Source organism: Pseudomonas sp. D4002 (assembly GCF_013385665.1).
In the GTDB taxonomy this organism is placed as follows: Bacteria; Pseudomonadota; Gammaproteobacteria; order Pseudomonadales; family Pseudomonadaceae; genus Aquipseudomonas.
In genome coordinates this window covers 50,838-72,676 of the sequence record NZ_JACAPN010000020.1, presented here as the reverse complement: position 1 = coordinate 72,676, position 21,839 = coordinate 50,838, and the positions used below count along the sequence as shown (strand labels likewise).

At 58.6% G+C, this 21,839-nt stretch carries 20 protein-coding genes; 15 read left to right on the top strand and 5 right to left on the bottom strand.

Annotation, left to right across the window (positions count from 1 at the left end):
- Positions 1-27: 27 nt before the first annotated feature.
- Complete coding sequence (locus HX824_RS14585) at positions 28-1,722, bottom strand: lactate permease LctP family transporter (RefSeq protein WP_102604506.1); 1,695 nt, start codon at positions 1,720-1,722, stop codon at positions 28-30.
- A 261-nt stretch (positions 1,723-1,983) separates the two neighbouring features.
- Here HX824_RS14585 and HX824_RS14580 point away from each other — a divergent pair, with 261 nt between their 5' ends.
- Positions 1,984-2,751, top strand: a complete 768-nt coding sequence (locus tag HX824_RS14580; protein ID WP_003212240.1) for an FCD domain-containing protein — start codon at positions 1,984-1,986, stop codon at positions 2,749-2,751.
- A gap of 55 nt (positions 2,752-2,806) precedes the next feature.
- Here HX824_RS14580 and smpB read toward each other — a convergent pair whose 3' ends face one another.
- A complete protein-coding gene (gene smpB, locus HX824_RS14575; protein ID WP_003212238.1) occupies positions 2,807-3,289 on the bottom strand; it encodes an SsrA-binding protein SmpB in 483 nt (160 codons plus the stop codon).
- Between the two features lie 168 nt (positions 3,290-3,457).
- On the opposite strand from smpB, the gene HX824_RS14570 reads away from it, so the two are divergent.
- Together HX824_RS14570 and HX824_RS14565 are read left to right on the top strand one after the other, a co-directional pair.
- Positions 3,458-3,892, top strand: a complete 435-nt coding sequence (locus tag HX824_RS14570; RefSeq protein ID WP_003212236.1) for a type II toxin-antitoxin system RatA family toxin — start codon at positions 3,458-3,460, stop codon at positions 3,890-3,892.
- Positions 3,885-4,199, top strand: a complete 315-nt coding sequence (locus HX824_RS14565; protein ID WP_177009217.1) for an RnfH family protein — start codon at positions 3,885-3,887, stop codon at positions 4,197-4,199. The genes HX824_RS14570 and HX824_RS14565 overlap by 8 nt, the downstream gene beginning before the upstream one ends.
- Before the next feature lie 62 nt (positions 4,200-4,261).
- On the opposite strand, the gene HX824_RS14560 is transcribed toward HX824_RS14565, so the two are convergent.
- Positions 4,262-4,789 carry an outer membrane protein assembly factor BamE gene (locus HX824_RS14560; RefSeq protein WP_177054706.1) on the bottom strand — a complete coding sequence of 176 codons (528 nt, stop codon included), beginning with the start codon at positions 4,787-4,789 and terminating at the stop codon, positions 4,262-4,264.
- A 98-nt stretch (positions 4,790-4,887) separates the two neighbouring features.
- On the opposite strand from HX824_RS14560, the gene fur reads away from it, so the two are divergent.
- A complete protein-coding gene (gene fur / locus HX824_RS14555) occupies positions 4,888-5,292 on the top strand; it encodes a ferric iron uptake transcriptional regulator (protein ID WP_003212228.1) in 405 nt (134 codons plus the stop codon).
- A gap of 96 nt (positions 5,293-5,388) precedes the next feature.
- Here fur and recN read toward each other — a convergent pair whose 3' ends face one another.
- Complete coding sequence (gene recN / locus HX824_RS14550; RefSeq protein ID WP_017478557.1) at positions 5,389-7,062, bottom strand: DNA repair protein RecN; 1,674 nt, start codon at positions 7,060-7,062, stop codon at positions 5,389-5,391.
- Between the two features lie 253 nt (positions 7,063-7,315).
- Here recN and grpE point away from each other — a divergent pair, with 253 nt between their 5' ends.
- From grpE to HX824_RS14510, 8 genes are all read left to right on the top strand, one after another.
- The gene (gene grpE, locus HX824_RS14545) at positions 7,316-7,876 is read left to right on the top strand and encodes a nucleotide exchange factor GrpE (protein ID WP_003212224.1); all 561 of its coding nucleotides are present in this window, start codon (positions 7,316-7,318) and stop codon (positions 7,874-7,876) included.
- Positions 7,877-7,978: 102 nt separating this feature from the next.
- Positions 7,979-9,895, top strand: coding sequence for a molecular chaperone DnaK (gene dnaK / locus HX824_RS14540; RefSeq protein WP_177054705.1), 1,917 nt, complete (start codon positions 7,979-7,981; stop codon positions 9,893-9,895).
- A 316-nt stretch (positions 9,896-10,211) separates the two neighbouring features.
- Positions 10,212-11,336, top strand: a complete 1,125-nt coding sequence (gene dnaJ / locus HX824_RS14535; RefSeq protein WP_003212219.1) for a molecular chaperone DnaJ — start codon at positions 10,212-10,214, stop codon at positions 11,334-11,336.
- 10 nt (positions 11,337-11,346) lie between these two features.
- On the top strand, positions 11,347-12,153 hold the full coding sequence (gene dapB, locus HX824_RS14530; RefSeq protein ID WP_003212216.1) for a 4-hydroxy-tetrahydrodipicolinate reductase: 807 nt from the start codon (positions 11,347-11,349) through the stop codon (positions 12,151-12,153).
- Positions 12,154-12,412: 259 nt separating this feature from the next.
- The gene (carA, locus tag HX824_RS14525; protein WP_177050978.1) at positions 12,413-13,549 is read left to right on the top strand and encodes a glutamine-hydrolyzing carbamoyl-phosphate synthase small subunit; all 1,137 of its coding nucleotides are present in this window, start codon (positions 12,413-12,415) and stop codon (positions 13,547-13,549) included.
- Between the two features lie 105 nt (positions 13,550-13,654).
- Positions 13,655-16,876, top strand: coding sequence for a carbamoyl-phosphate synthase large subunit (gene carB, locus HX824_RS14520; protein ID WP_177050987.1), 3,222 nt, complete (start codon positions 13,655-13,657; stop codon positions 16,874-16,876).
- Positions 16,873-17,349: a transcription elongation factor GreA gene (gene greA / locus HX824_RS14515; RefSeq protein ID WP_003212209.1), complete on the top strand. Its 477-nt coding sequence runs from the start codon at positions 16,873-16,875 to the stop codon at positions 17,347-17,349. Before carB ends, greA begins: the two co-directional genes overlap by 4 nt.
- 28 nt (positions 17,350-17,377) lie before the next feature.
- Entirely contained in the window at positions 17,378-17,782 is a 405-nt protein-coding gene (locus tag HX824_RS14510) for a hypothetical protein (protein WP_003212207.1), read from the top strand.
- An 8-nt stretch (positions 17,783-17,790) separates the two neighbouring features.
- Here HX824_RS14510 and yhbY read toward each other — a convergent pair whose 3' ends face one another.
- Positions 17,791-18,099, bottom strand: a complete 309-nt coding sequence (gene yhbY, locus HX824_RS14505) for a ribosome assembly RNA-binding protein YhbY (protein WP_003212205.1) — start codon at positions 18,097-18,099, stop codon at positions 17,791-17,793.
- 105 nt (positions 18,100-18,204) lie between these two features.
- Between yhbY and rlmE the strand changes: the two genes are divergently transcribed.
- The 3 genes from rlmE (at position 18,205) to folP (ending at position 21,826) form a co-directional block, all read left to right on the top strand.
- Positions 18,205-18,855, top strand: coding sequence for a 23S rRNA (uridine(2552)-2'-O)-methyltransferase RlmE (gene rlmE, locus HX824_RS14500; RefSeq protein WP_003212203.1), 651 nt, complete (start codon positions 18,205-18,207; stop codon positions 18,853-18,855).
- A gap of 200 nt (positions 18,856-19,055) precedes the next feature.
- The gene (gene ftsH / locus HX824_RS14495; protein WP_008436840.1) at positions 19,056-20,966 is read left to right on the top strand and encodes an ATP-dependent zinc metalloprotease FtsH; all 1,911 of its coding nucleotides are present in this window, start codon (positions 19,056-19,058) and stop codon (positions 20,964-20,966) included.
- A gap of 8 nt (positions 20,967-20,974) precedes the next feature.
- On the top strand, positions 20,975-21,826 hold the full coding sequence (gene folP / locus HX824_RS14490; protein WP_102368079.1) for a dihydropteroate synthase: 852 nt from the start codon (positions 20,975-20,977) through the stop codon (positions 21,824-21,826).
- Positions 21,827-21,839: the final 13 nt, after the last annotated feature.

Sequence of the window (21,839 nt, the reverse complement as noted above, 5' to 3'; positions counted from 1 at the left end):
CGGTTCTTACCCTATCGCGTGCAGGTCTTAGTGCACCAGCATACCGGTGAACCAGTAAGCCTGGGCCAAGGTGATCAGCCCGACGATCGTCGCGAAAAACAGGCTGTGCTTGAGGGTAAAGCGGAACAGGTCGGATTCCTTGCCCACCAGGCCAGTGGCGGCGCATGCCACGGCAATCGACTGCGGCGAGATCATCTTGCCGGTCACGCCGCCGCTGGTGTTCGCCGCTACCAGCAAGGTGTCGTTGACGCCGATCTGGTGCGCGGTGGTGGCTTGCAGCGAGCTGAACAGGGCATTGGATGAAGTATCAGAACCCGTCAGGAATACCCCGAGCCAGCCGAGGAATGGCGAGAAGAACGGGAATGCCGCGCCGGTAGCTGCCAGCACCAGGGCCATGGTTGATGACATGCCCGAATAGTTGGTGACGAAGGCAAAGGCCAGCACCATGCCGATGGAAAGGATCGGCCAGCGCAGCTCATAAAAGGTTTCTTTCAAGGTGGTCAGACCAGTTTTGAAATCAATCTTCAGCACCAGCATCGATACCAGGGCGGAGAAGAAAATCGCCGTGCCGGTTGCCGAAATCGGATCAAGCTTGAATACCGCGGGGATGGCCGTTGGCGTAGCAACGATGGGCGCAACCTTGATCACCAGTTGATCCAGGTGCGGGATCGCAAAGTTGAATACCGAGCTGTACATCGCGCCGCCGGCGGCGAACATCGCCTTGAAGGGCTTGAGGGTCCAGATGGTGACCAGCACGGTCAGGATCAGGAACGGCGACCAGGCCTTGAAAATTTCCCCCAGGCTGTAAGGCGAAGCCAGGGTGTTGCGAGGCAGGCCAAAGCCACCGGCGCTGGCAGTGACGGCAGTGCCGGACGTTGCGCCAGCGATTTGCGCGCCGGCACTGCGCTTGGGCTGCCAGACTTTCAGGAACAGGGTCAGGGAAATCAGGCTGGCCAGGGCCGAGGTGATGTCCGGCAGTTCCGGGCCGATGTAGTTCGAGGTGAAGAACTGGGTAACGGCGAAGCTCAGGCCCGCAACCAGCGCGGCAGGCCAGGTTTCCTTGACGCCGCGCAGGCCGTCCATCATGAACACCAGCCAGAACGGCACGAACAGCGACAGCAGCGGCAGCTGGCGACCGGCCATGGCGCCGATCTTAAACGCGTCGATCCCGGTCACTTGCCCGGCCACGATGATCGGAATCCCCAGTGCGCCGAACGCAACGGGGGCGGTGTTGGCAATCAGGCACAGGCCGGCGGCATACAGCGGGTTGAAACCCAGGCCTACCAGCAGTGCGGCAGTAATCGCCACCGGTGCGCCGAAACCGGCGGCGCCTTCCAGGAACGCGCCGAAGCAGAAGCCGATCAGCAGCACTTGCAGGCGCTGGTCGTCGGTAATCGACAGCACGGAGCTGCGGATGATTTCGAACTGGCCGCTCTTGACCGTCAGTTTGTACAGGAATACGGCGGCGACGATGATCCAGGCGATTGGCCACAGGCCGTAGGCGAAGCCATAACCGGCGGCGGCGAGCGCCATGTCGACCGGCATCTGGAAGGCAAATATCGCCACCAGGATCGACAGTGCCAGGGTGATGCTGCCCGCAACGTGGCCTTTGAGGCGAAACACCGCCAGGGCCAGGAAGAAAAATACGATGGGAATGACGGCGGCCAGTGCGGACAGGCCGAGGCTGCCGAGCGGGCTGTAGAGCTGTTGCCAGGTTTGCATATGGGGTGGCCCCTAATTGTTGTTGGTCAGGCACTGCTTGGATGATTTGGGTAATTGGTATTACCAATTTACAATCACCGTTGGCTAGGTTAAAAGCCTTCTGGGGGATGTGTCAATTTGCCGCTTGTGAATCTTTGGTCGTAGGTCGGGGTTGGTGGGTGCTGATTGGCTTAAACGAGGGCGCTCTGATAGGTGCCGGATACGCGGCGATAGGCCAGAATAGGGGCCCCGGCGAGTGGTCGGGATGGTGGAGAGTGAGTTATGGGGTTTGATCAGGTGCGTCAGCGCCGTTTGTCTGACGACATCGTCGAGCAGCTTGAGGGCATGATCCTTGAGGGCACGCTGAAGTCGGGCGAGCGCTTGCCGGCCGAGCGCGCACTGGCCGAGCAGTTCGGGGTGTCGCGGCCGTCGTTGCGTGAGGCGATCCAGAAGCTGGTGGCAAAAGGTTTGCTGATCAGTCGCCAAGGTGGTGGCAATTATGTGGTGGAGTCGTTGGGTTCAACCTTCAGTGATCCGCTGCTGCATCTGCTGGAAAATAATCCGGAGGCTCAGCGTGATCTTCTGGAGTTTCGTCAGACCCTGGAGGCCTCGTGCGCGTATTACGCAGCGTTGCGTGCCACTGAGGTGGACCGCGAGCGGCTAACGGCAGCGTTCGAGGAGTTGCAGGATTGCTACACGCGGTCGGATGAAGTGAGCCGGGCGGAAGAGGGCGCGGCGGATGCGAGGTTTCACCTGGCCATCGCCGAGGCCAGCCATAACGCGGTATTGCTGCACACCATTCGCGGCCTGTTCGACCTGCTCAAGCGTAATGTGGTGACCAATATTGGCGGCATGTACCAGCAGCGTACGGAGACCCGCGACATGCTGATCAATCAGCATCGGGACCTGTACCTGGCGATTATCGAGGGGCGTGCCGAGCAGGCACGGGAAGTCTCAACACGTCACCTGCTGTATGTGCAGGAAGTGCTGGAGGAAGTGCGGCAGGAGGTTCAGCGCATGGCCCGGGCGGAACGGCGCAAAGGGATGTAGCAAATGCTGTGGATGAGGGAGCGGGCTCCGTCATCCACATCAAGTCACAAGAAAGTCAGTCTTCCTTGCCCTTGTTGCGCACGGCACGCTGCAATTCCCGGTTGGAATCGCGCTCGCGCTCGGTATCACGCTTGTCGTATTCCTTCTTGCCCTTGCCCAGTGCGATCTCGCACTTGACCAGGTGCTTGCTCCAGTACCACGACAGGCAGACACAGGCGTAGCCCTTTTGCTGCACGGCGGCGTGGAGCTTTTCAAGCTCGCGGGCATTGAGCAACAGCTTGCGCGTGCGCACCGGGTCGGCGATCACGTGGGTGCTCGCGGTCATCAGCGGCGTGATATGACTGCCGAGCAGCCATGCCTCGCCGTCTTTGAGCAGCACATAACTGTCGACCAGCTGCAGCTTGCTGGCACGCAGACTTTTTACTTCCCAGCCGGCCAGGACCAGACCAGCCTCGAAACGATGTTCGATGAAGTAATCGTGTCGCGCCTTTTTATTTTGCGCGATGGTCCCTGTTGGGTGTTTCTTTTGTTTAGCCATAGGGGCGGCATTATAGGGAGTTGCGAGCGCGTCGGCTACGGTCAACCTGCGTGCTTGAGCGTGTTGAATGAATCCCGGACAATGCAGGCTGGTTTTTGATTTTTTTCTTTCGCGAATCCTGTTGTCCTTTCGCGATGTTTGCCGCTCAGCTGTGGAAATAACGCTCACATGACGACGCATATTCAACGTTCGGCCCTGCTGCCTTATCCGGCACAGGCGCTCTATGACCTGGTCAACGACGTGGCGCGTTACCCGGAGTTCCTGCCTTGGTGTTCGACTGCCGAGGTGTTGGAGAGCAGTGATGAGCACATGGTTGCCAGCGTGGGGGTGGCAAAGGGCGGCTTGAGCCAGCACTTTGTCACGCGCAACACGCTGGTGCCCGGGCAGTCCATCGAGATGAATCTCGAAGAAGGTCCGTTCACTCAGTTGCACGGTGTGTGGGTGTTCAAGGCGTTGAACGAGAAAGCCTGCAAGATCAGCCTGGACCTGTCGTTCGACTATGCCGGCCCTATCGTGCGTGCCACCCTGGGGCCACTGTTCAATCAGGCGGCGAATACTCTGGTGGACGCGTTTTGCCAACGCGCCAAGCAAATGCATGGCTGAGCCATTGGTTGAAATCGAGGTGGTGTATGCCGCGGTGGATCGCCAGGTGTTGATGAGCCTGGCAGTGGCGCCGGGCTCAACCCTCAGGGCCGCAGTGTTGGGCTCGGGAATGGCTGCGCAATTTCCGGAGCTGAATCTGCAGGATTGCCCCTTGGGGATTTTCGGCAAGGTGGTGGCAGACGCTGACGTGCGTGTGGTGCAGGCTGGAGACCGAATCGAGATCTATCGGCCATTGCTGGCAGATCCGATGGAGATACGTCGCTTGCGTGCGGCGAAGGCTGCCAAGGCAAAACAGCAGAATTCATAGCTTGAGAAACGGCAGACAACAAAAAGCCCGGCATGCCGGGCTTTTTATCGAGCGTTACAAACTTACTGCGGGCTGGCGTCCAGAGGTTCTGGAGTTGGCACCGGAACGGTTTGCACGCCGTCGACGCCTTTCTGGATCTCGTCCAGCAACGAGCCAGGCTTGGCCGGTACCTCGGACTTGGGCTTCTCCTCGTTCTGCGCGGGCGCAGGAGCGGTGGTGCCGTTGTCCTTGCCCAGCAAGGCTTCATCGCGGCTTACGCCCGGTTTGAAGTCCCCCGACAGGCTGACGAGCTGGTCATTGCCATTGAAGATGACACTGACCCGCTCCTGCAGGCGTTCACCGCCACCAGGTTGGATGCTATAGAGATAATCCCAGCGATCGGCATGGAATGTGTCGGTCAGCAGGGGATTGCCCATGATAAACCGTACTTGCCGTCGGGTCATTCCCGGGCGTAACTGGTCTATCATGTCCTGCGTGACGACATTGCCCTGCTGGATGTCGATTTTGTAAACCCCGGGGAATGAACAACCGGCGAGTGCGAGCAGTCCCACAAAGGTGAAACTGGTTAGCAAGAGCTTGGTGTTTTGCATCGGTGGGCGACTTCCACTATCTTGGCTGGGACAACGTAAACGCCGATCATACCCGTATTAAGAGAAGCTGCGAAGCAGCATCCGCGAGAAAGCTAACCATGGTTGAAAATAGCGAACTACGCAAAGCCGGTCTTAAAGTGACTCTGCCACGAGTCAAGATTCTACAAATGCTCGATTCTGCTGAGCAGCGCCACATGAGTGCCGAGGATGTATACAAGGCGCTGATGGAGTCTAACGAGGACGTCGGCCTGGCCACGGTTTACCGTGTTCTGACCCAGTTTGAAGCAGCAGGACTGGTGGTTCGTCATAATTTCGACGGCGGTCATGCAGTGTTCGAATTGGCCGACGGCGGTCATCACGACCACATGGTTGACCTGGATACCAATGAGGTTATCGAGTTCACCAGTCCGGAAATCGAGAAGCTCCAGCACATGATCGCTGAGCAGCATGGATTCGATTTGGTGGACCACAATCTGGTTCTCTACATACGTAAGAAAAAGTAAGAAAGCTACGCAGATTCGCTCTGCGAAACGATCGAAGGCGACCCTAGGGTCGCCTTCGTGCTTTCTATAGAAAGAAAATACTCAGTAAGCCAGGCTTCAGACCTTCGCGGTTACCACCATTTTCTTCGCGTGAGCCAAGGACTCCTTGGTCAGGTCGATGCCGCCGAGCATCCGTGCCACTTCTTCTACCCGTTCGGTCTTGTTCAGCTTGGACACGGCGGTATGGGTCGCATCGCTGCCTCGCACCTTGTGCACGAACAAGTGCTGATGCCCTTGGGCGGCTACTTGTGGCAAGTGGGTAACGGTCAGTACCTGGCCGCGATCGCCCAGCCGGCGCAACAACTGGCCCACGATCTCGGCAGTCGGGCCGCCGATCCCTACGTCCACTTCATCGAATACCAGTGTAGGCACGCGAGAGGTCTGGGCGGTGATCACCTGAATCGCCAGGCTGATCCGAGACAGCTCGCCGCCGGAAGCTACCTTTGCCAGTGCCTTGAGTGGCTGGCCTGGGTTCGCGCTGACCAGCAGTTCTACCTGTTCAAGGCCGTTGGGCAGCAGTTCATTGCTGGTGTTGGTGTGCAACTCGATGGTGAAGCGCCCGCCGGGCATGCCCAGGCGCTGGATTTCCTGCTCCACCGCGCTGGCCAGGCCGGTCGCTGCCTGATGGCGCAGGTCGCTGAGTTCTCGGGCTTTCTCTTGATAATGGCGAGCAAAGGACGCCAGCTCTTCACCCAGTCGCTCGATGGATTCGTCATTAGCGTTCAGGGTTTCAATTTCATCCAGCAGCTTTTGCTGCATGGTTGCGACTTCGGTCGGCTGGATCCGGTGTTTGCGCGCCAGGGTGTAGATGGTGTCCAGGCGCTCTTCTATATCCTGCAGGCGGGCTGGGTCGGCATCGAAGTGATCGAGGAAACGGTTCAGTTCGCCCACGGCTTCTTCTACCTGGATTTGCGCGCTGGTCAGCAAGGTGGTGGCTTCGTTCAGCGAGCCTGATGCGTTATTCACGCTGGATAGTCGGTTCAGGCTGGCAGTCAGGGCGTTGAGCACATTGCCGGAATCACTTTCGCTGCACTGCTCCACCACTTGCCGGCAGATGCCCAGCAGGGTTTCGGCGTTGGTCAGGTTCTTGTGTTCCTGTTCCAGTTGCTCCAGTTCTGTCTCGCCGAGCCCCAGGCTTTCCAGTTCTTCCAGTTGGTAGCTGAGTAACTGGTGACGGGCGCGCTGCTCGTCGCCGGAGTTGGAGAGGCGCTCCAGCTCCTGGCGGGTCTGGCGCCAGCGTTGCGCGGCCAGTTGCACTTGGCGCGCAAGGTCCGTGGCGCCGGCGTACTCGTCGAGGAGTCGGCGATGGGTGTCGGTTTTCAGCAGGGACTGGTGTTCATGCTGGCTGTGGATATCGATCAGCAGTTCGCCCAGGGCTTTCAGGTCGCCGAGCGGGCAGGGCGTGCCATTTATATAGCCGCGGGAGCGCCCTTCGGCCGTGATCACCCGGCGCAGGATGCACGGGCCTTCATTGTTAAGGTCGCGCTCGGCAAGCCAGGCCTCGGCTTCCGGGATATCGGCCAGGTCAAAGGTGGCGAGGATGTCGGCCTTGTCGGCGCCCGGGCGTACCACCCCGCTGTCGGCGCGATCACCCAGGGTCAGGCCCAGGGCGTCGAGCATGATCGACTTGCCGGCGCCGGTTTCGCCTGTGATTACGCTCATCCCGCGATCCAGTTCAAGATCCAGGTGTTCAACGATGGCGTAGTTATGTACGGACAGGTGCACCAGCATGACGGCCGCTCCCAGGCTTTAGGTCTGGTTATTTATACAGTGTTTTGTTTGGAGGTGACAATCCTGATGCTTAGTCCGATTTGCTTGAATAAATCGCTTTTTAAGCGCAACAGGGAATGATTGATAAGAATTGATCCAGGACAAGTGAAAGACTTTTGGTAACGCCTCAACCCTTGAACCTGAAAATTGTGGCCCCATATACCGGAACAGAAGCGCGAGTCGAGTTCGCGCATGATTTTGAAAGGAGAAATCTATGGCTGACGAACAGACGCAGGATACGCAAAATCCAGACGCCAACCAGGCCGCAGGTGAAGACCTGGCCGCTCGTGTGCAAGTGCTCGAAGAGCAATTGGCAGGCGCACAGGATCAATCGTTGCGTGTTGCCGCCGATCTGCAGAACGTCCGCCGCCGCGCCGAGCAGGATGTAGAAAAAGCTCACAAATTCGCCCTGGAAAAATTTGCCGGTGATCTGTTGCCGATCATCGACAGCCTGGAGCGTGGCCTTGAGCTGTCCAACCCGGACGACGAAAACATCCGCCCAATGCGCGAAGGGATCGAACTGACCCTGAAAATGTTCCAGGACACCCTGAAGCGTTATCAGCTGGAAGCCATCGATCCGCAAGGCGGCGAGCCGTTCAATGCCGAGCATCACCAGGCAATGGCGATGCAGGAAAACGCTGATCTTGAGCCGAACAGCGTATTGAAGGTGTTCCAGAAGGGTTACCAGCTCAACGGTCGCTTGCTGCGCCCGGCAATGGTTGTGGTGAGCAAGGCTCCTGCACCGGTTGCACCTTCTATTGATGAGCAGGCTTGAAATAAGTCGTAACGGCCCCATCTATAAGTCAAGCGTTTAAGTACTGCCGCAGTTAGCCACCACTGCTGCGGCAAAAAAATCTAAGTTTCGGGAGAGTAAATCATGGGCAAAATTATCGGTATCGACCTGGGGACTACCAACTCCTGCGTCTCCGTGCTGGAAAACGGCGTATCCAAAGTTATTGAAAACGCCGAAGGCGCACGCACCACTCCGTCCATCGTGGCTTATGCCAACGACGGCGAAATCCTGGTGGGCCAGTCCGCCAAGCGTCAAGCTGTGACCAATCCGCATAACACCCTGTACGCGGTGAAGCGTCTGATCGGTCGTAAGTTCGACGAAGAAGTCGTACAGAAAGACATCAAGATGGTCCCGTACAAAATCGCCAAGGCTGACAACGGTGACGCCTGGGTTGAAGTGAACGGCCAGAAAATGTCGCCGCCACAAATCTCGGCTGAAATCTTGAAAAAGATGAAGAAAACCGCCGAAGACTACCTCGGTGAAGCCGTGACTGAAGCGGTGATCACCGTTCCGGCCTACTTCAACGACAGCCAGCGCCAGGCGACCAAAGACGCCGGCCGTATTGCTGGCCTGGACGTGAAACGTATCATCAACGAACCAACCGCAGCCGCTCTGGCCTACGGTATGGACAAGGCCAAGGGCGACCACACTGTGATCGTTTACGACCTGGGTGGCGGTACCTTCGACGTTTCCGTGATCGAAATCGCTGAAGTCGATGGCGAGCACCAGTTCGAAGTGTTGGCCACCAACGGTGACACGTTCCTGGGCGGTGAAGACTTTGACATTCGTCTGATCGACTACCTCGTTGACGAATTCAAGAAAGAAAGCGGCATGAACCTCAAGGGTGACCCGCTGGCCATGCAGCGCCTGAAAGAAGCCGCTGAGAAAGCCAAGATCGAACTGTCTTCGAGCAATTCGACCGACGTGAACCTGCCGTACATCACTGCAGACGCTACCGGTCCTAAGCACTTGAACGTGAAAATCTCCCGCGCCAAGCTGGAAGCGCTGGTAGAAGACCTGGTTCAACGCACCATCGAGCCTTGCCGCATTGCGCTGAAAGACTCGGGTATCGACGTTGGCGCGATCAACGACGTGATCCTGGTGGGCGGTCAGACCCGTATGCCACTGGTTCAGAAGCTGGTTACCGAGTTCTTCGGTAAAGAAGCGCGTAAAGACGTGAACCCGGACGAAGCAGTTGCCATGGGTGCTGCCATCCAGGGCGCGGTATTGGCCGGCGACGTGAAAGACGTTCTGCTGCTGGACGTAAGCCCGCTGACCCTGGGTATCGAAACCATGGGCGGCGTGATGACTGCGCTGATCGAGAAAAACACCACGATTCCTACCAAGAAATCGCAAGTGTTCTCGACTGCCGACGACAACCAGGGCGCCGTGACCATTCACGTGCTGCAAGGTGAGCGTAAGCAAGCCGGTCAGAACAAGTCCCTGGGCAAGTTCGACCTGGCCGAGATTCCACCAGCACCACGTGGCGTGCCACAAATTGAAGTGACCTTCGACATCGACGCCAACGGCATTCTGCACGTAGGCGCCAAAGACAAGGCCACCGGCAAGACTCAGTCGATCGTGATCAAGGCTAACTCGGGTCTGTCCGAGGAAGAAATCCAGCAGATGATCCGTGACGCTGAAGCCAACGCTGACGAAGACCGCAAGTTCGAAGAACTGGCCGCTGCCCGTAACCAGGGTGATGCACTGGTTCACTCGACTCGCAAAATGATCACTGACGCTGGCGACAAAGTGACTGCCGAAGAGAAAACTGCAATCGAAGCCGCAGTAGTTGCCCTGGAAGCCGCCGTTAAAGGCGACGACAAGGCCGCCATCGAAGCCAAGGTTGAAGAGCTGTCGAAAGTCTCTGCACCAGTGGCTCAGAAAATGTACGCCGAACAAGGCCAGCCGGCTGATGGTGCTGCACACCAGGCAGAACCTGAAGCCAAGCACGACGATGTTGTCGATGCCGAGTTCGAAGAAGTCAAAGACCAGAAGTAACTTGGTCGCCCGGTTGACCGCTCACAAGCGGTGACTGGTAGGATGTCGCCGCGCGGGAGCTTGCTCCCGCGTTGGCGTGTCTGGGGTACGCGAATTTTTACAGCATGCGACAACGCTCGGATGCTGGCGGTGTGATCGGGAATGCTCCTGCTTTCCGGACGACAGTCACCGCGTTTTTGGCCGGTTTCCGGTTGAAAGCAGTAACGACCAGGATCGTTGAATTGACGTGAGTTGGGTCCGGGCCTGTATTGGGGCTCAACGAGTTTGGCAAGGCTCAGGAGGGTTTTGCCGGACGTCCTTAAGAGTGCAAAGACTTATGGCAAAGCGTGACTATTACGAAGTGTTGGGTGTGGAGCGCGGCTCCAGCGAGGCGGACCTGAAAAAGGCTTACCGTCGCCTGGCAATGAAGCACCACCCGGACCGTAATCCGGATAGCAAAGAATCCGAAGAGCTGTTCAAAGAGGCCAATGAGGCCTACGAATGCCTGTGTGATCCGAACAAGCGCGCCGCTTACGACCAGTATGGCCATGCCGGTGTCGACCCAAGCATGGGTGGCGGCGGTGCCGGTTTCGGCGGGCAGAACTTCTCCGATATTTTCGGCGACGTGTTCAGCGACTTCTTTGGCGGCGGCCGCGGTGGCCAGCGTGGCGGTGCCCAGCGTGGCAGCGACCTGCGCTACACCCTGGAACTGAACCTGGAAGAAGCGGTGCGCGGCACCAGCGTCAATATCCGTGTTCCGACGCTGGTCAATTGCAAGCCGTGCGACGGTTCGGGCGCCAAGAAAGGCTCCTCGCCGATCACTTGCCCGACTTGCGGCGGTATCGGCCAGGTACGCATGCAGCAAGGCTTCTTCTCGGTGCAGCAAACCTGCCCGCGCTGCCACGGCCAGGGCAAGATCATTTCCGATCCGTGCGACTCGTGCCACGGCGAAGGGCGTGTCGAAGAGTACAAGACTCTCTCGGTGAAAGTGCCGGCGGGTGTTGATACTGGCGACCGCATTCGTCTGTCGGGCGAAGGCGAGGCGGGCACTCAGGGCGGCCCGACGGGCGACCTGTATGTGGTGATCAATGTGCGCGAGCACTCGATTTTCCAGCGCGACGGCAAGCATTTGTTCTGTGAAGTGCCGATCAGCTTTGTCGATGCGGCCTTGGGTGGCGAGCTTGAGATTCCGACGCTGGACGGTCGGGTCAAGCTGAAGATCCCTGAGGGTACGCAGACCGGCAAGCAATTCCGTATCCGTGGCAAAGGCGTTGCGCCGGTGCGCGGTGGCGGTGCTGGTGACCTGATGTGCCGTGTGGCGGTAGAGACGCCGGTGAACCTGGGGCGTCGTCAGCGCGAACTGCTGGAAGAGTTCCGCAGCTCCCTGGCCGGCGATGACACTCATTCGCCAAAAACCACCGGCTGGTTCGAAGGCGTGAAGCGCTTCTTCGGCGACCTGTAAGGAAGTGAGTATGCGACGTATCGCGGTGATGGGCGCTGCCGGGCGCATGGGCAAGACCCTGGTCGAGGCCGTGCAGGCGCGCTCGCCGGCCTCCGGGCTGACGGCGGCGATTGTTCGTCCCGGCAGCACCTTGATAGGTGCGGATGCGGGTGAGTTGGCGTCCCTGGGGCGGATCGGTGTTTCGTTGTCCGGCAATCTGGAGCAGGTTGCCGACGAATTCGACGTGCTGATCGATTTCACCCTGCCGGACGTGATGCTGAAAAACCTGGCGTTCTGCCGCAAGGCGGGCAAGGCCATGGTGATCGGCACAACGGGCCTGAGCGCCGAGCAAAAGCAGCTGCTGGTGGAGGCGGGCAAGGATATTCCAATCGTGTTCGCGGCCAATTTCAGCGTCGGCGTCAATCTGTCGCTGAAGCTGCTCGACATGGCGGCGCGGGTGATGGGTGATGAGGCTGACATCGAGATCATCGAGACTCATCACCGGCACAAGATCGATGCGCCGTCCGGTACGGCATTGCGTATGGGCGAGGCGATTGCCGATGCCCTGGGTCGTGACCTGTCGAAGGTGGCGGTGTATGGCCGCGAAGGCCATACCGGTGCCCGCGCCCACGACACCATCGGTTTTGCCACCGTTCGCGGCGGTGATGTGGTGGGCGATCACACCGTGCTGTTCGCAACCGAGGGTGAGCGTCTTGAGATCACCCACAAGGCGTCTAGCCGTATGACGTTCGCCAAGGGTGCTGTACGTGCGGCGCTGTGGCTTGAGGGTCGTGCGCCGGCCCTGTACGACATGCGCGACGTGCTGGACCTGCATTAAGAAGTAGCTAAAACGGGGTCTCAGGAATATGCTGAGGCCCCGTTTTTACCCGCTAGGCGACGTCCTGTCGTATTCCCCTGCCTTTAAGGCTCATTAGCGGTGGACCAAAAAAGCCTTTTTCTGTAAGCTACAGCTTTAGTGTGTCCACTAAAAGCGCGCAGAATAATTCAGTGAAGAAGCGGGGTGACGTGTCCATACGTCACTCCGCTTTTTTACAACCTGCGATCGCCCTTTCAGGCTTTATTTACGGGAGGTCTTCTTGACTAAGCCAGCCATACTCGCCCTTGCTGATGGCAGCATTTTTCGCGGCGAAGCCATTGGAGCCGACGGTCAGACCGTTGGAGAGGTGGTGTTCAACACCGCCATGACCGGCTATCAGGAAATCCTTACTGATCCTTCCTACGCCCAACAGATCGTTACCCTGACCTATCCGCACATCGGCAACACCGGTACTACACCGGAAGACGCCGAGTCTGATCGTGTCTGGTCGGCTGGCCTGGTCATTCGTGACCTGCCACTGGTAGCGAGCAACTGGCGTAACACGATGTCCCTGTCCGATTACCTGAAAGCCAACAACGTTGTGGCGATCGCCGGTATCGATACGCGTCGCCTGACACGCATCCTGCGTGAAAAAGGCTCGCAGAACGGCTGCATCATGGCCGGTGACAACATCTCCGAAGAAGCAGCGATTGCAGCGGCCCAAGGTTTCCCTGGCCTGAAAGGCATGGATCTGGCGAAAGTCGTCAGCACCAAGGAAACGTACGAGTGGCGCTCCACCGTCTGGGACTTGAAGACCGACAGCCACGCGACCATCGAAGCTTCCGAACTGCCGTACCACGTCGTGGCCTACGACTACGGTATCAAGCACAACATCCTGCGCATGCTGGTCGAGCGCGGTTGCCGCGTGACCGTGGTGCCTGCGCAGACCCCGGCCAGCGACGTACTGGCCCTGCAGCCGGACGGCGTGTTCCTGTCCAACGGCCCGGGTGACCCGGAGCCTTGCGACTACGCCATCAAGGCGATCAAGGAAGTGCTGGAAACCGAGATCCCGGTGTTCGGCATCTGCCTCGGCCACCAACTGCTGGCCCTGGCTTCCGGCGCCAAGACCCTAAAAATGGGTCACGGCCACCACGGTGCCAACCACCCGGTGCAGGACCTGGACACTGGCGTCGTGATGATCACCAGCCAGAACCATGGTTTTGCGGTGGATGAAGCGACGCTGCCGGGCAACGTCCGGGCGATTCACAAGTCGCTGTTCGACGGTTCCCTGCAAGGTATCGAGCGCACCGACAAGAGCGCGTTCAGCTTCCAGGGCCACCCTGAAGCAAGCCCGGGCCCGAACGACGTAGCGCCGCTGTTCGACCGTTTCATCAATGAGATGGCCAAGCGACGCTAACTGAGCGGCCTGAGGGCGGCCCGGGAAACCGGCGGCCCCCTCGGGCTCTTCAAAGATTGTTCAAGACGGCTTGCCGACTGACCTGCGGATTTGAGTGACAAACCCATGCCAAAACGTACAGACATAAAAAGCATCCTGATTCTCGGCGCTGGCCCGATCGTGATCGGCCAGGCCTGCGAATTCGACTACTCCGGCGCCCAGGCCTGTAAAGCCCTGCGCGAAGAGGGCTACCGCGTCATCCTGGTGAACTCCAACCCGGCCACCATCATGACCGACCCGGACATGGCCGACGCCACCTACATCGAGCCGATCAAGTGGCAGACCGTTGCCAAGATCATCGAGAAAGAGCGTCCGGACGCACTGCTGCCAACCATGGGTGGCCAGACCGCCCTGAACTGCGCACTGGACCTGGAGCGCGAAGGCGTCCTGGAGAAGTTCGGCGTAGAGATGATCGGCGCCAATGCCGACACCATCGACAAGGCTGAAGACCGTTCGCGTTTCGACAAGGCCATGAAGTCCATCGGCCTTGATTGCCCGCGTTCCGGTATCGCCCATAGCATGGAAGAGGCCAACGCGGTCCTGGAGCGCCTGGGCTTCCCGTGCATCATCCGTCCGTCCTTCACCATGGGCGGCACCGGCGGCGGTATCGCTTACAACCGTGAAGAGTTCGAAGAAATCTGCGCCCGCGGCCTGGACCTGTCTCCGACCAAAGAGCTGCTGATCGACGAATCCCTGATCGGCTGGAAAGAATATGAGATGGAGGTTGTCCGCGATAAGAAGGACAACTGCATCATCGTCTGCTCGATCGAAAACTTCGACCCGATGGGCGTGCACACCGGTGACTCGATCACCGTTGCGCCGGCACAGACCCTGACGGACAAGGAATACCAGATCATGCGTAACGCCTCTTTGGCGGTGCTGCGTGAGATCGGTGTGGAAACCGGTGGCTCCAACGTCCAGTTCGGCATCTGCCCGGACACTGGCCGCATGGTTGTGATCGAGATGAACCCGCGTGTATCGCGTTCTTCGGCGCTGGCATCGAAAGCTACCGGCTTCCCGATTGCGCGCATCGCCGCCAAGCTGGCGATCGGTTACACCCTGGACGAGCTGCAGAACGAAATCACCGGCGGCGCAACACCGGCTTCCTTCGAGCCGTCGATCGATTACGTCGTCACCAAGTTGCCACGCTTCGCTTTCGAGAAATTCCCGAAAGCCGACGCCCGCCTGACCACTCAGATGAAGTCGGTCGGTGAAGTCATGGCCATCGGCCGCACCTTCCAGGAGTCCCTGCAGAAAGCCCTGCGCGGCCTGGAAGTGGGCGTTTGCGGTCTGGACGAGAAGCTCGACCTGAGCAACCCGGATAGCATGAGCGTGCTCAAGCGCGAGCTGACCGTGCCGGGTGCCGAGCGTATCTGGTACGTGGCCGATGCTTTCCGCGCCGGCATGACCGTCGAAGACATCTTCGGCATGAACATGATCGACCCGTGGTTCCTGGTGCAGATCGAAGATCTGATCAAGGAAGAAGAGAAGGTCAAGACCCTCGGTCTGTCCTCCATCGACCGCGACCTGATGTTCCGCCTCAAGCGCAAAGGTTTCTCCGACATGCGTCTGGCCAAGCTGCTGGGCGTGACCGAGAAGAACCTGCGCACCCATCGCCACAAGCTGGACATCTTCCCGGTCTACAAGCGCGTTGATACCTGTGCGGCCGAGTTCGCCACCGACACTGCATACATGTACTCCACCTACGAGGAAGAGTGCGAAGCCGCGCCGTCGGGCCGCGACAAGATCATGATCCTGGGCGGCGGTCCAAACCGTATCGGCCAAGGCATCGAGTTCGATTATTGCTGCGTACACGCCGCTCTCGCCCTGCGCGAAGACGGGTACGAGACCATCATGGTCAACTGCAACCCGGAAACTGTTTCTACTGACTACGACACTTCCGACCGTCTGTACTTCGAGCCGGTAACGCTGGAAGACGTACTGGAAATCTGCCGTGTCGAGAAGCCAAAAGGCGTGATCGTCCAGTACGGCGGCCAAACCCCGTTGAAACTGGCTCGCGCACTTGAAGCTGCTGGCGTGCCGATCATCGGTACCAGCCCTGACGCTATCGACCGTGCCGAAGACCGTGAGCGCTTCCAGCAGATGGTTGAGCGCCTGAACCTGCGTCAGCCGCCAAACGCCACTGTGCGCAGCGAAGACGAAGCGATCCGCGCGGCCAGCAAGATTGGTTACCCGCTGGTGGTGCGTCCGTCCTACGTACTGGGTGGCCGGGCGATGGAAATCGTCTACGAAGAAGACGAACTCAAGCGTTACCTGCGTGATGCGGTGAAAGTGTCCAACGATAGCCCGGTGCTGCTGGACCACTTCCTCAACTGCGCCATCGAGATGGACGTGGATGCGGTCTGCGACGGCACCGACGTGGTGATCGGCGCGATCATGCAGCACATCGAACAGGCTGGCGTTCACTCCGGTGACTCCGCTTGTTCGCTGCCGCCATACTCGCTGCCTGCACACATCCAGGACGAGATGCGCGAACAGGTCAAGAAAATGGCCCTGGAGCTGGGCGTGGTCGGCCTGATGAACGTACAGTTGGCGCTGCAAGGCGAAGACATCTACGTCATCGAAGTCAACCCGCGCGCCTCGCGTACCGTGCCGTTTGTTTCCAAGTGCATCGGTGTTTCCCTGGCAATGATTGCTGCCCGTGTGATGGCCGGTAAGACCTTGAAGGAAATCGGCTTCACCAAGGAAATCATTCCGAACTTCTACAGTGTGAAAGAGGCGGTGTTCCCATTCGCCAAATTCCCTGGTGTGGACCCGATCCTGGGCCCGGAGATGAAGTCCACCGGTGAAGTGATGGGCGTGGGCGATACCTTCGGTGAAGCATTCGCCAAAGCCCAGATGGGCGCCAGCGAGGTGCTGCCTACCGGCGGTACTGCGTTCATCAGCGTGCGCGATGATGACAAGCCGCTGGTTGCAGGCGTGGCCCGTGATCTGATCAACTTGGGCTTCGAAGTCGTGGCCACTGCCGGGACCGCCAAGCTGATCGAGGCTGCCGGCCTGAAAGTGCGTCGCGTGAACAAGGTGACGGAAGGCCGTCCACACGTGGTCGACATGATCAAGAATGACGAAGTCACCTTGATCATCAACACCACCGAAGGTCGCCAGTCGATCGCGGACTCCTACTCCATTCGTCGTAACGCCTTGCAGCACAAGATCTACTGCACCACCACCATTGCTGCTGGCGAAGCTATCTGCGAAGCGCTGAAGTTCGGTCCTGAAAAAACCGTGCGTCGCTTGCAGGATCTACACGCAGGATTGAAGGCATGATCAAATACCCAATGACCGTCCAGGGCGCAAAAGCCCTGGAAGAAGAGCACGCCCACCTGACCAAGGTCGTCCGTCCGAAGCTGAGCCAGGACATCGGTACGGCCCGGGAATTGGGTGACCTGAAGGAAAACGCTGAATACCATGCTGCCCGCGAGCAGCAAGGTATGGTCGAGGCGCGGATCCGTGACATCGAAGGCCGCCTGCAGAATTCGGTGGTTATCGACGTCACGACCATCCCGCATACCGGCAAGGTGATTTTCGGCACCACCGTGGAAATCGCCAACGTCGAGACTGACGAAAGCGTGGTTTACCACATCGTGGGTGAAGACGAGGCCGACTTCAAACTCGGCAAGATCTCCGTCGGTTCGCCGCTGGCCCGCGCCTTGATTGCCAAGGAAGAGGGTGACGTGGTGGCCGTCAAGACGCCTGGTGGCGTGATCGAGTACGAGATTGTCGAAGTTCGTCACATCTGAAAGACGGCGCCCGCTTCGTGCGGGCGCCATGCTTTGGCAGTTTGCCCAGATGCTTTGGGTTGGCGGCCTATGGCTGTTACATATTGGTGTGCTGCCGGCGCTGGGCCTGATTGGCCTGGCACCGTTGCTGATCGATGAGGTCAGCGGATTATTAAGCGCGTTGCTGGTAGGTTTTGCAGCGGCGTGCGTGACGCTTCAGGCGCTGGTGCTGATCAAGGCCGAAGGCTTGGGGAGTCTGTGGCGGGATATTCGCGGGCAACTGCTGTTGATGGCGCTGTATGCGTGCGCAATGTTTTGCGTGGTGCGCATCTTTCTGCCGGAGGCGTTGCGCTGGCAGCTGTTCAGCTATCTTGTGCTAGGGTTTTCCGGGTTGGTGCTGGTTGTACAGCCGGCGCCAGGATGGAGTGGCAGGGCGTGCGAAGCACGCCCGTGACCCTTGTTTCACTTGAAGCGGTGTACGTTCGACAGTTGCTTGTTGGCGCTGAAGTTCTTGCGATACAGCAGCGCCATCTTGCCGATGACCTGAACCAGGTCCGCTTTGCCAGCCTTGCACAGTTCTGCAATAGCTGCCAGGCGCGCCTCGCGATCAAGGATGCTGACCTTGATCTTGATTAGCTCGTGATCGCCCAATGCGCGTTCAAGTTCGGCTAACACACCTTCAGTCAAACCGTTGTCAGCCACAATCAAAACTGGTTTCAGATGGTGGCCAATGGATTTGTACTGTTTCTTCTGCTCTTGAGTGAGCGGCATAATCTGACCCCTGCGTCTGATCTTGTAAAAAGCGGCGGCCAGTTTACCCGAGCGAGTCCGGGACCGCCCAGTTAATCACGACCCGTTTTATTTTCGAGGTGGCCCGTGGCCCGTTCCAAAACTAGCCTTAAGTGGCTGCAAGAGCATTTCAACGACCCTTACGTCAAAATGGCGCAAAAGGATGGCTACCGTTCCCGGGCCAGCTACAAACTGCTGGAGATCCAGGAAAAGGACAAGTTGATCCGTCCTGGCATGAGCGTTATCGACCTGGGTGCCGCCCCGGGTGGCTGGTCCCAGGTGACCAGTCGTCTGATTGGTGGACAAGGTCGTTTGATCGCTTCCGACATCCTGGAAATGGACAGCATCCCTGACGTGACCTTTGTTCACGGCGATTTTACCCAGGATGAAGTGCTGGCACAGATCCTTGAGGCCGTCGGAAATTCGCAGGTAGACCTTGTGATTTCCGATATGGCCCCCAATATGAGTGGATTACCGGCTGTTGATATGCCGCGAGCCATGTTCCTGTGCGAATTGGCACTGGACCTGGCAGGGCGGGTACTGCGTCCGGGTGGTGACTTCCTGGTCAAGGTCTTCCAGGGTGAAGGCTTCGACGAGTATCACAAGAACATCCGCAAACTGTTCGACAAGGTACAGACACGCAAGCCTGACTCTTCCCGGGACAGGTCTCGCGAGCAGTATTTGCTGGGTCGCGGCTTCCGTGGCATTGAAGGCGCTGCCAGTGAAGAGCGTTTTTGAGAAATTTGACGGAGGCGATAGGTTTTTTTATATCGCTTTCGTCATGAAGCTTTACGAATATTGTGTAGTCAAAGTTTCACAAAGGGTTACAGACGGCGCCTGCCAGAGTTGTAGGTAATGTAGTAAGTTAGGCCGGTGAATATCATGCGAAGCACGCGCCAGTAGCGGAGCTTGCTTCAGAGGGTAGTTAATTGAACGATATGGCAAAGAATCTGATCCTGTGGTTGATCATCGCGGCTGTCCTCGTGACGGTGATGAACAACTTCTCCAGCCCTAACGAGCCGCAGACCCTCAACTATTCCGACTTCATCCAGCAAGTTAAGGATGGCAAGGTCGAGCGCGTAGCGGTTGATGGCTACGTGATTACCGGCAAGCGCAACGATGGCGACAGCTTCAAGACCATCCGTCCGGCAATCCAGGACAATGGCCTGATCGGCGACCTGGTGGATAACCACGTGGTTGTCGAAGGCAAGCAGCCTGAGCAGCAGAGCATCTGGACCCAGCTCCTGGTGGCCAGCTTCCCGATACTGGTGATTATCGCCGTGTTCATGTTCTTCATGCGCCAGATGCAAGGTGGTGCGGGAGGCAAGGGCGGGCCGATGAGCTTCGGCAAGAGCAAGGCACGCCTGCTTTCCGAAGATCAGGTGAAAACCACCTTGGCTGACGTTGCAGGCTGCGACGAAGCCAAGGAAGAAGTGGGCGAACTGGTTGAGTTCCTGCGCGATCCGGGCAAGTTCCAGCGCCTGGGTGGCCGTATTCCTCGCGGTGTGCTGATGGTTGGCCCGCCAGGTACCGGTAAAACCCTGTTGGCCAAGGCCATTGCCGGCGAAGCCAAAGTACCTTTCTTCACCATTTCCGGTTCCGACTTCGTCGAAATGTTCGTCGGTGTAGGTGCCAGCCGTGTTCGCGATATGTTCGAACAGGCCAAGAAGCACGCCCCGTGCATCATCTTCATCGATGAAATCGACGCCGTTGGTCGCCATCGTGGCGCCGGCATGGGCGGCGGTCATGATGAGCGTGAGCAGACGCTTAACCAGTTGCTGGTTGAGATGGACGGCTTTGAAATGAACGACGGCATCATCGTGATCGCTGCAACCAACCGTCCAGACGTACTCGACCCCGCTTTGCTGCGTCCGGGCCGTTTTGACCGTCAGGTCGTTGTCGGGTTGCCAGACATCCGTGGTCGTGAGCAGATCCTGAAAGTGCACATGCGCAAAGTGCCAATGGGCGACGACGTGGCTCCGGCCGTGATTGCCCGTGGTACTCCAGGCTTCTCCGGTGCCGACCTTGCCAACCTGGTGAACGAGGCGTCGCTGTTTGCCGCCCGTACCGGCAAGCGCATCGTTGAAATGAAGGAGTTCGAGCTGGCGAAAGACAAGATCATGATGGGCGCCGAGCGCAAATCCATGGTCATGTCCGAGAAAGAGAAGCAGAACACCGCTTATCATGAAGCCGGTCACGCCATTGTTGGTCGCGTTGTGCCTGAGCATGACCCGGTCTACAAGGTATCGATCATTCCTCGTGGCCGGGCGCTGGGCGTCACCATGTTCCTGCCGGAAGAGGATCGCTACAGCCTCTCCAAGCGTGCCTTGATCAGCCAGATCTGCTCGCTGTATGGCGGCCGGATCGCCGAAGAGATGACCCTGGGCTTCGACGGTGTTACCACCGGTGCCTCCAACGACATCATGCGTGCCAGCCAGATTGCACGGAACATGGTGACCAAGTGGGGTCTGTCGGAGAAACTCGGTCCTTTGATGTATGCCGAGGAAGAAGGCGAAGTATTCCTGGGTCGCGGTGGTGGTGGTCAAGCTGCCAGCTTCTCCGGCGAGACAGCCAAGCTGATCGACTCCGAGGTGCGCAGCATCATTGACCAGTGCTACGGCACGGCCAAGCAGATCCTCACCGACAACCGCGACAAGCTCGACGCCATGGCTGATGCCCTGATGAAGTACGAGACCATTGATGCCGAGCAGATTGACGACATCATGGCCGGTCGTACGCCTCGCGAGCCTCGCGATTGGGAAGGTGGTTCGGGTACTTCGGGCACGCCGCCAGTGGTACAGAACGAACGCCCTGAAGCCCCGATCGGCGGCCCGGCTGCTGACCATTAAGGTTTGAAATGACTTCTGCGTTGTCCTCGACCCGGTTGCCTTGCGGCAGCCGGGTTCTTGATTTGGCCCATACACACGTTATGGGCATTCTTAATGTAACCCCTGATTCCTTTTCCGATGGTGGTCGCTTCAGTCAGCTTGATGCTGCGTTGCGCCATGCGGAAGCGATGGTGGCTGCCGGTGCGACTCTGATTGACGTCGGTGGCGAATCAACCCGGCCCGGTGCGCGCGCAGTTTCTCCCCTGGAGGAGCTGGAACGGGTTGCTCCGATTGTCGAGCGCATCCATCAAGAGCTGGACGTCATCATCTCTGTCGACACCTCGACCCCTGCCGTTATGCGCGAAACTGCGCGGCTGGGTGCAGGGTTGATCAACGATGTGCGCTCTTTGCAGCGCGATGGCGCTCTGGATGCGGCCGCCGCGACGGGGCTGCCGGTTTGTCTGATGCATATGCTTGGCGAGCCGGGCACGATGCAGGACGACCCGCATTACGACAATCTGGTCGGTGAAGTGAAAGGCTTCCTTGCTGAGCGCATGGCTCAATGCGCGGCGGCGGGGATTGCTCCCGAGCGGATAATCCTCGACCCGGGATTTGGCTTTGCCAAGACCTTGCAGCACAATTTAAGCCTGTTCAAGCATATGGAATCCCTGCATGCCCTTGGTCGCCCCTTGTTGGTCGGGGTTTCGCGCAAGAGCATGATAGGTCTGGCGTTGAATCGTCCGGTGGGTGAGCGGCTGCATGGCGGCCTGGCACTTGCGGCACTTGCCGTGGTCAAGGGTGCGCGCATCTTGCGCGTGCATGACGTGGCCGAGACGATAGATGTAGTGCGGATGATCGCAGCGGTTGAATCAGCCGAATAAGAATGATGGAGCA

Coding starts and splice junctions, on each gene's coding strand:
- dnaK (WP_177054705.1), top strand. CDS start 7,979: ATGGGCAAAATTATCGGTATCGACCTGGGGACTACCAACTCCTGCGTC.
- HX824_RS14560 (WP_177054706.1), bottom strand. CDS start 4,789: ATGCAAAACACCAAGCTCTTGCTAACCAGTTTCACCTTTGTGGGACTG.
- smpB (WP_003212238.1), bottom strand. CDS start 3,289: ATGGCTAAACAAAAGAAACACCCAACAGGGACCATCGCGCAAAATAAA.
- HX824_RS14510 (WP_003212207.1), top strand. CDS start 17,378: ATGCTTTGGCAGTTTGCCCAGATGCTTTGGGTTGGCGGCCTATGGCTG.
- carB (WP_177050987.1), top strand. CDS start 13,655: ATGCCAAAACGTACAGACATAAAAAGCATCCTGATTCTCGGCGCTGGC.
- greA (WP_003212209.1), top strand. CDS start 16,873: ATGATCAAATACCCAATGACCGTCCAGGGCGCAAAAGCCCTGGAAGAA.
- grpE (WP_003212224.1), top strand. CDS start 7,316: ATGGCTGACGAACAGACGCAGGATACGCAAAATCCAGACGCCAACCAG.
- dnaJ (WP_003212219.1), top strand. CDS start 10,212: ATGGCAAAGCGTGACTATTACGAAGTGTTGGGTGTGGAGCGCGGCTCC.
- HX824_RS14570 (WP_003212236.1), top strand. CDS start 3,458: ATGACGACGCATATTCAACGTTCGGCCCTGCTGCCTTATCCGGCACAG.
- HX824_RS14585 (WP_102604506.1), bottom strand. CDS start 1,722: ATGCAAACCTGGCAACAGCTCTACAGCCCGCTCGGCAGCCTCGGCCTG.
- recN (WP_017478557.1), bottom strand. CDS start 7,062: ATGCTGGTGCACCTGTCCGTACATAACTACGCCATCGTTGAACACCTG.
- ftsH (WP_008436840.1), top strand. CDS start 19,056: ATGGCAAAGAATCTGATCCTGTGGTTGATCATCGCGGCTGTCCTCGTG.
- dapB (WP_003212216.1), top strand. CDS start 11,347: ATGCGACGTATCGCGGTGATGGGCGCTGCCGGGCGCATGGGCAAGACC.
- folP (WP_102368079.1), top strand. CDS start 20,975: ATGACTTCTGCGTTGTCCTCGACCCGGTTGCCTTGCGGCAGCCGGGTT.
- HX824_RS14580 (WP_003212240.1), top strand. CDS start 1,984: ATGGGGTTTGATCAGGTGCGTCAGCGCCGTTTGTCTGACGACATCGTC.
- fur (WP_003212228.1), top strand. CDS start 4,888: ATGGTTGAAAATAGCGAACTACGCAAAGCCGGTCTTAAAGTGACTCTG.
- yhbY (WP_003212205.1), bottom strand. CDS start 18,099: ATGCCGCTCACTCAAGAGCAGAAGAAACAGTACAAATCCATTGGCCAC.
- HX824_RS14565 (WP_177009217.1), top strand. CDS start 3,885: ATGGCTGAGCCATTGGTTGAAATCGAGGTGGTGTATGCCGCGGTGGAT.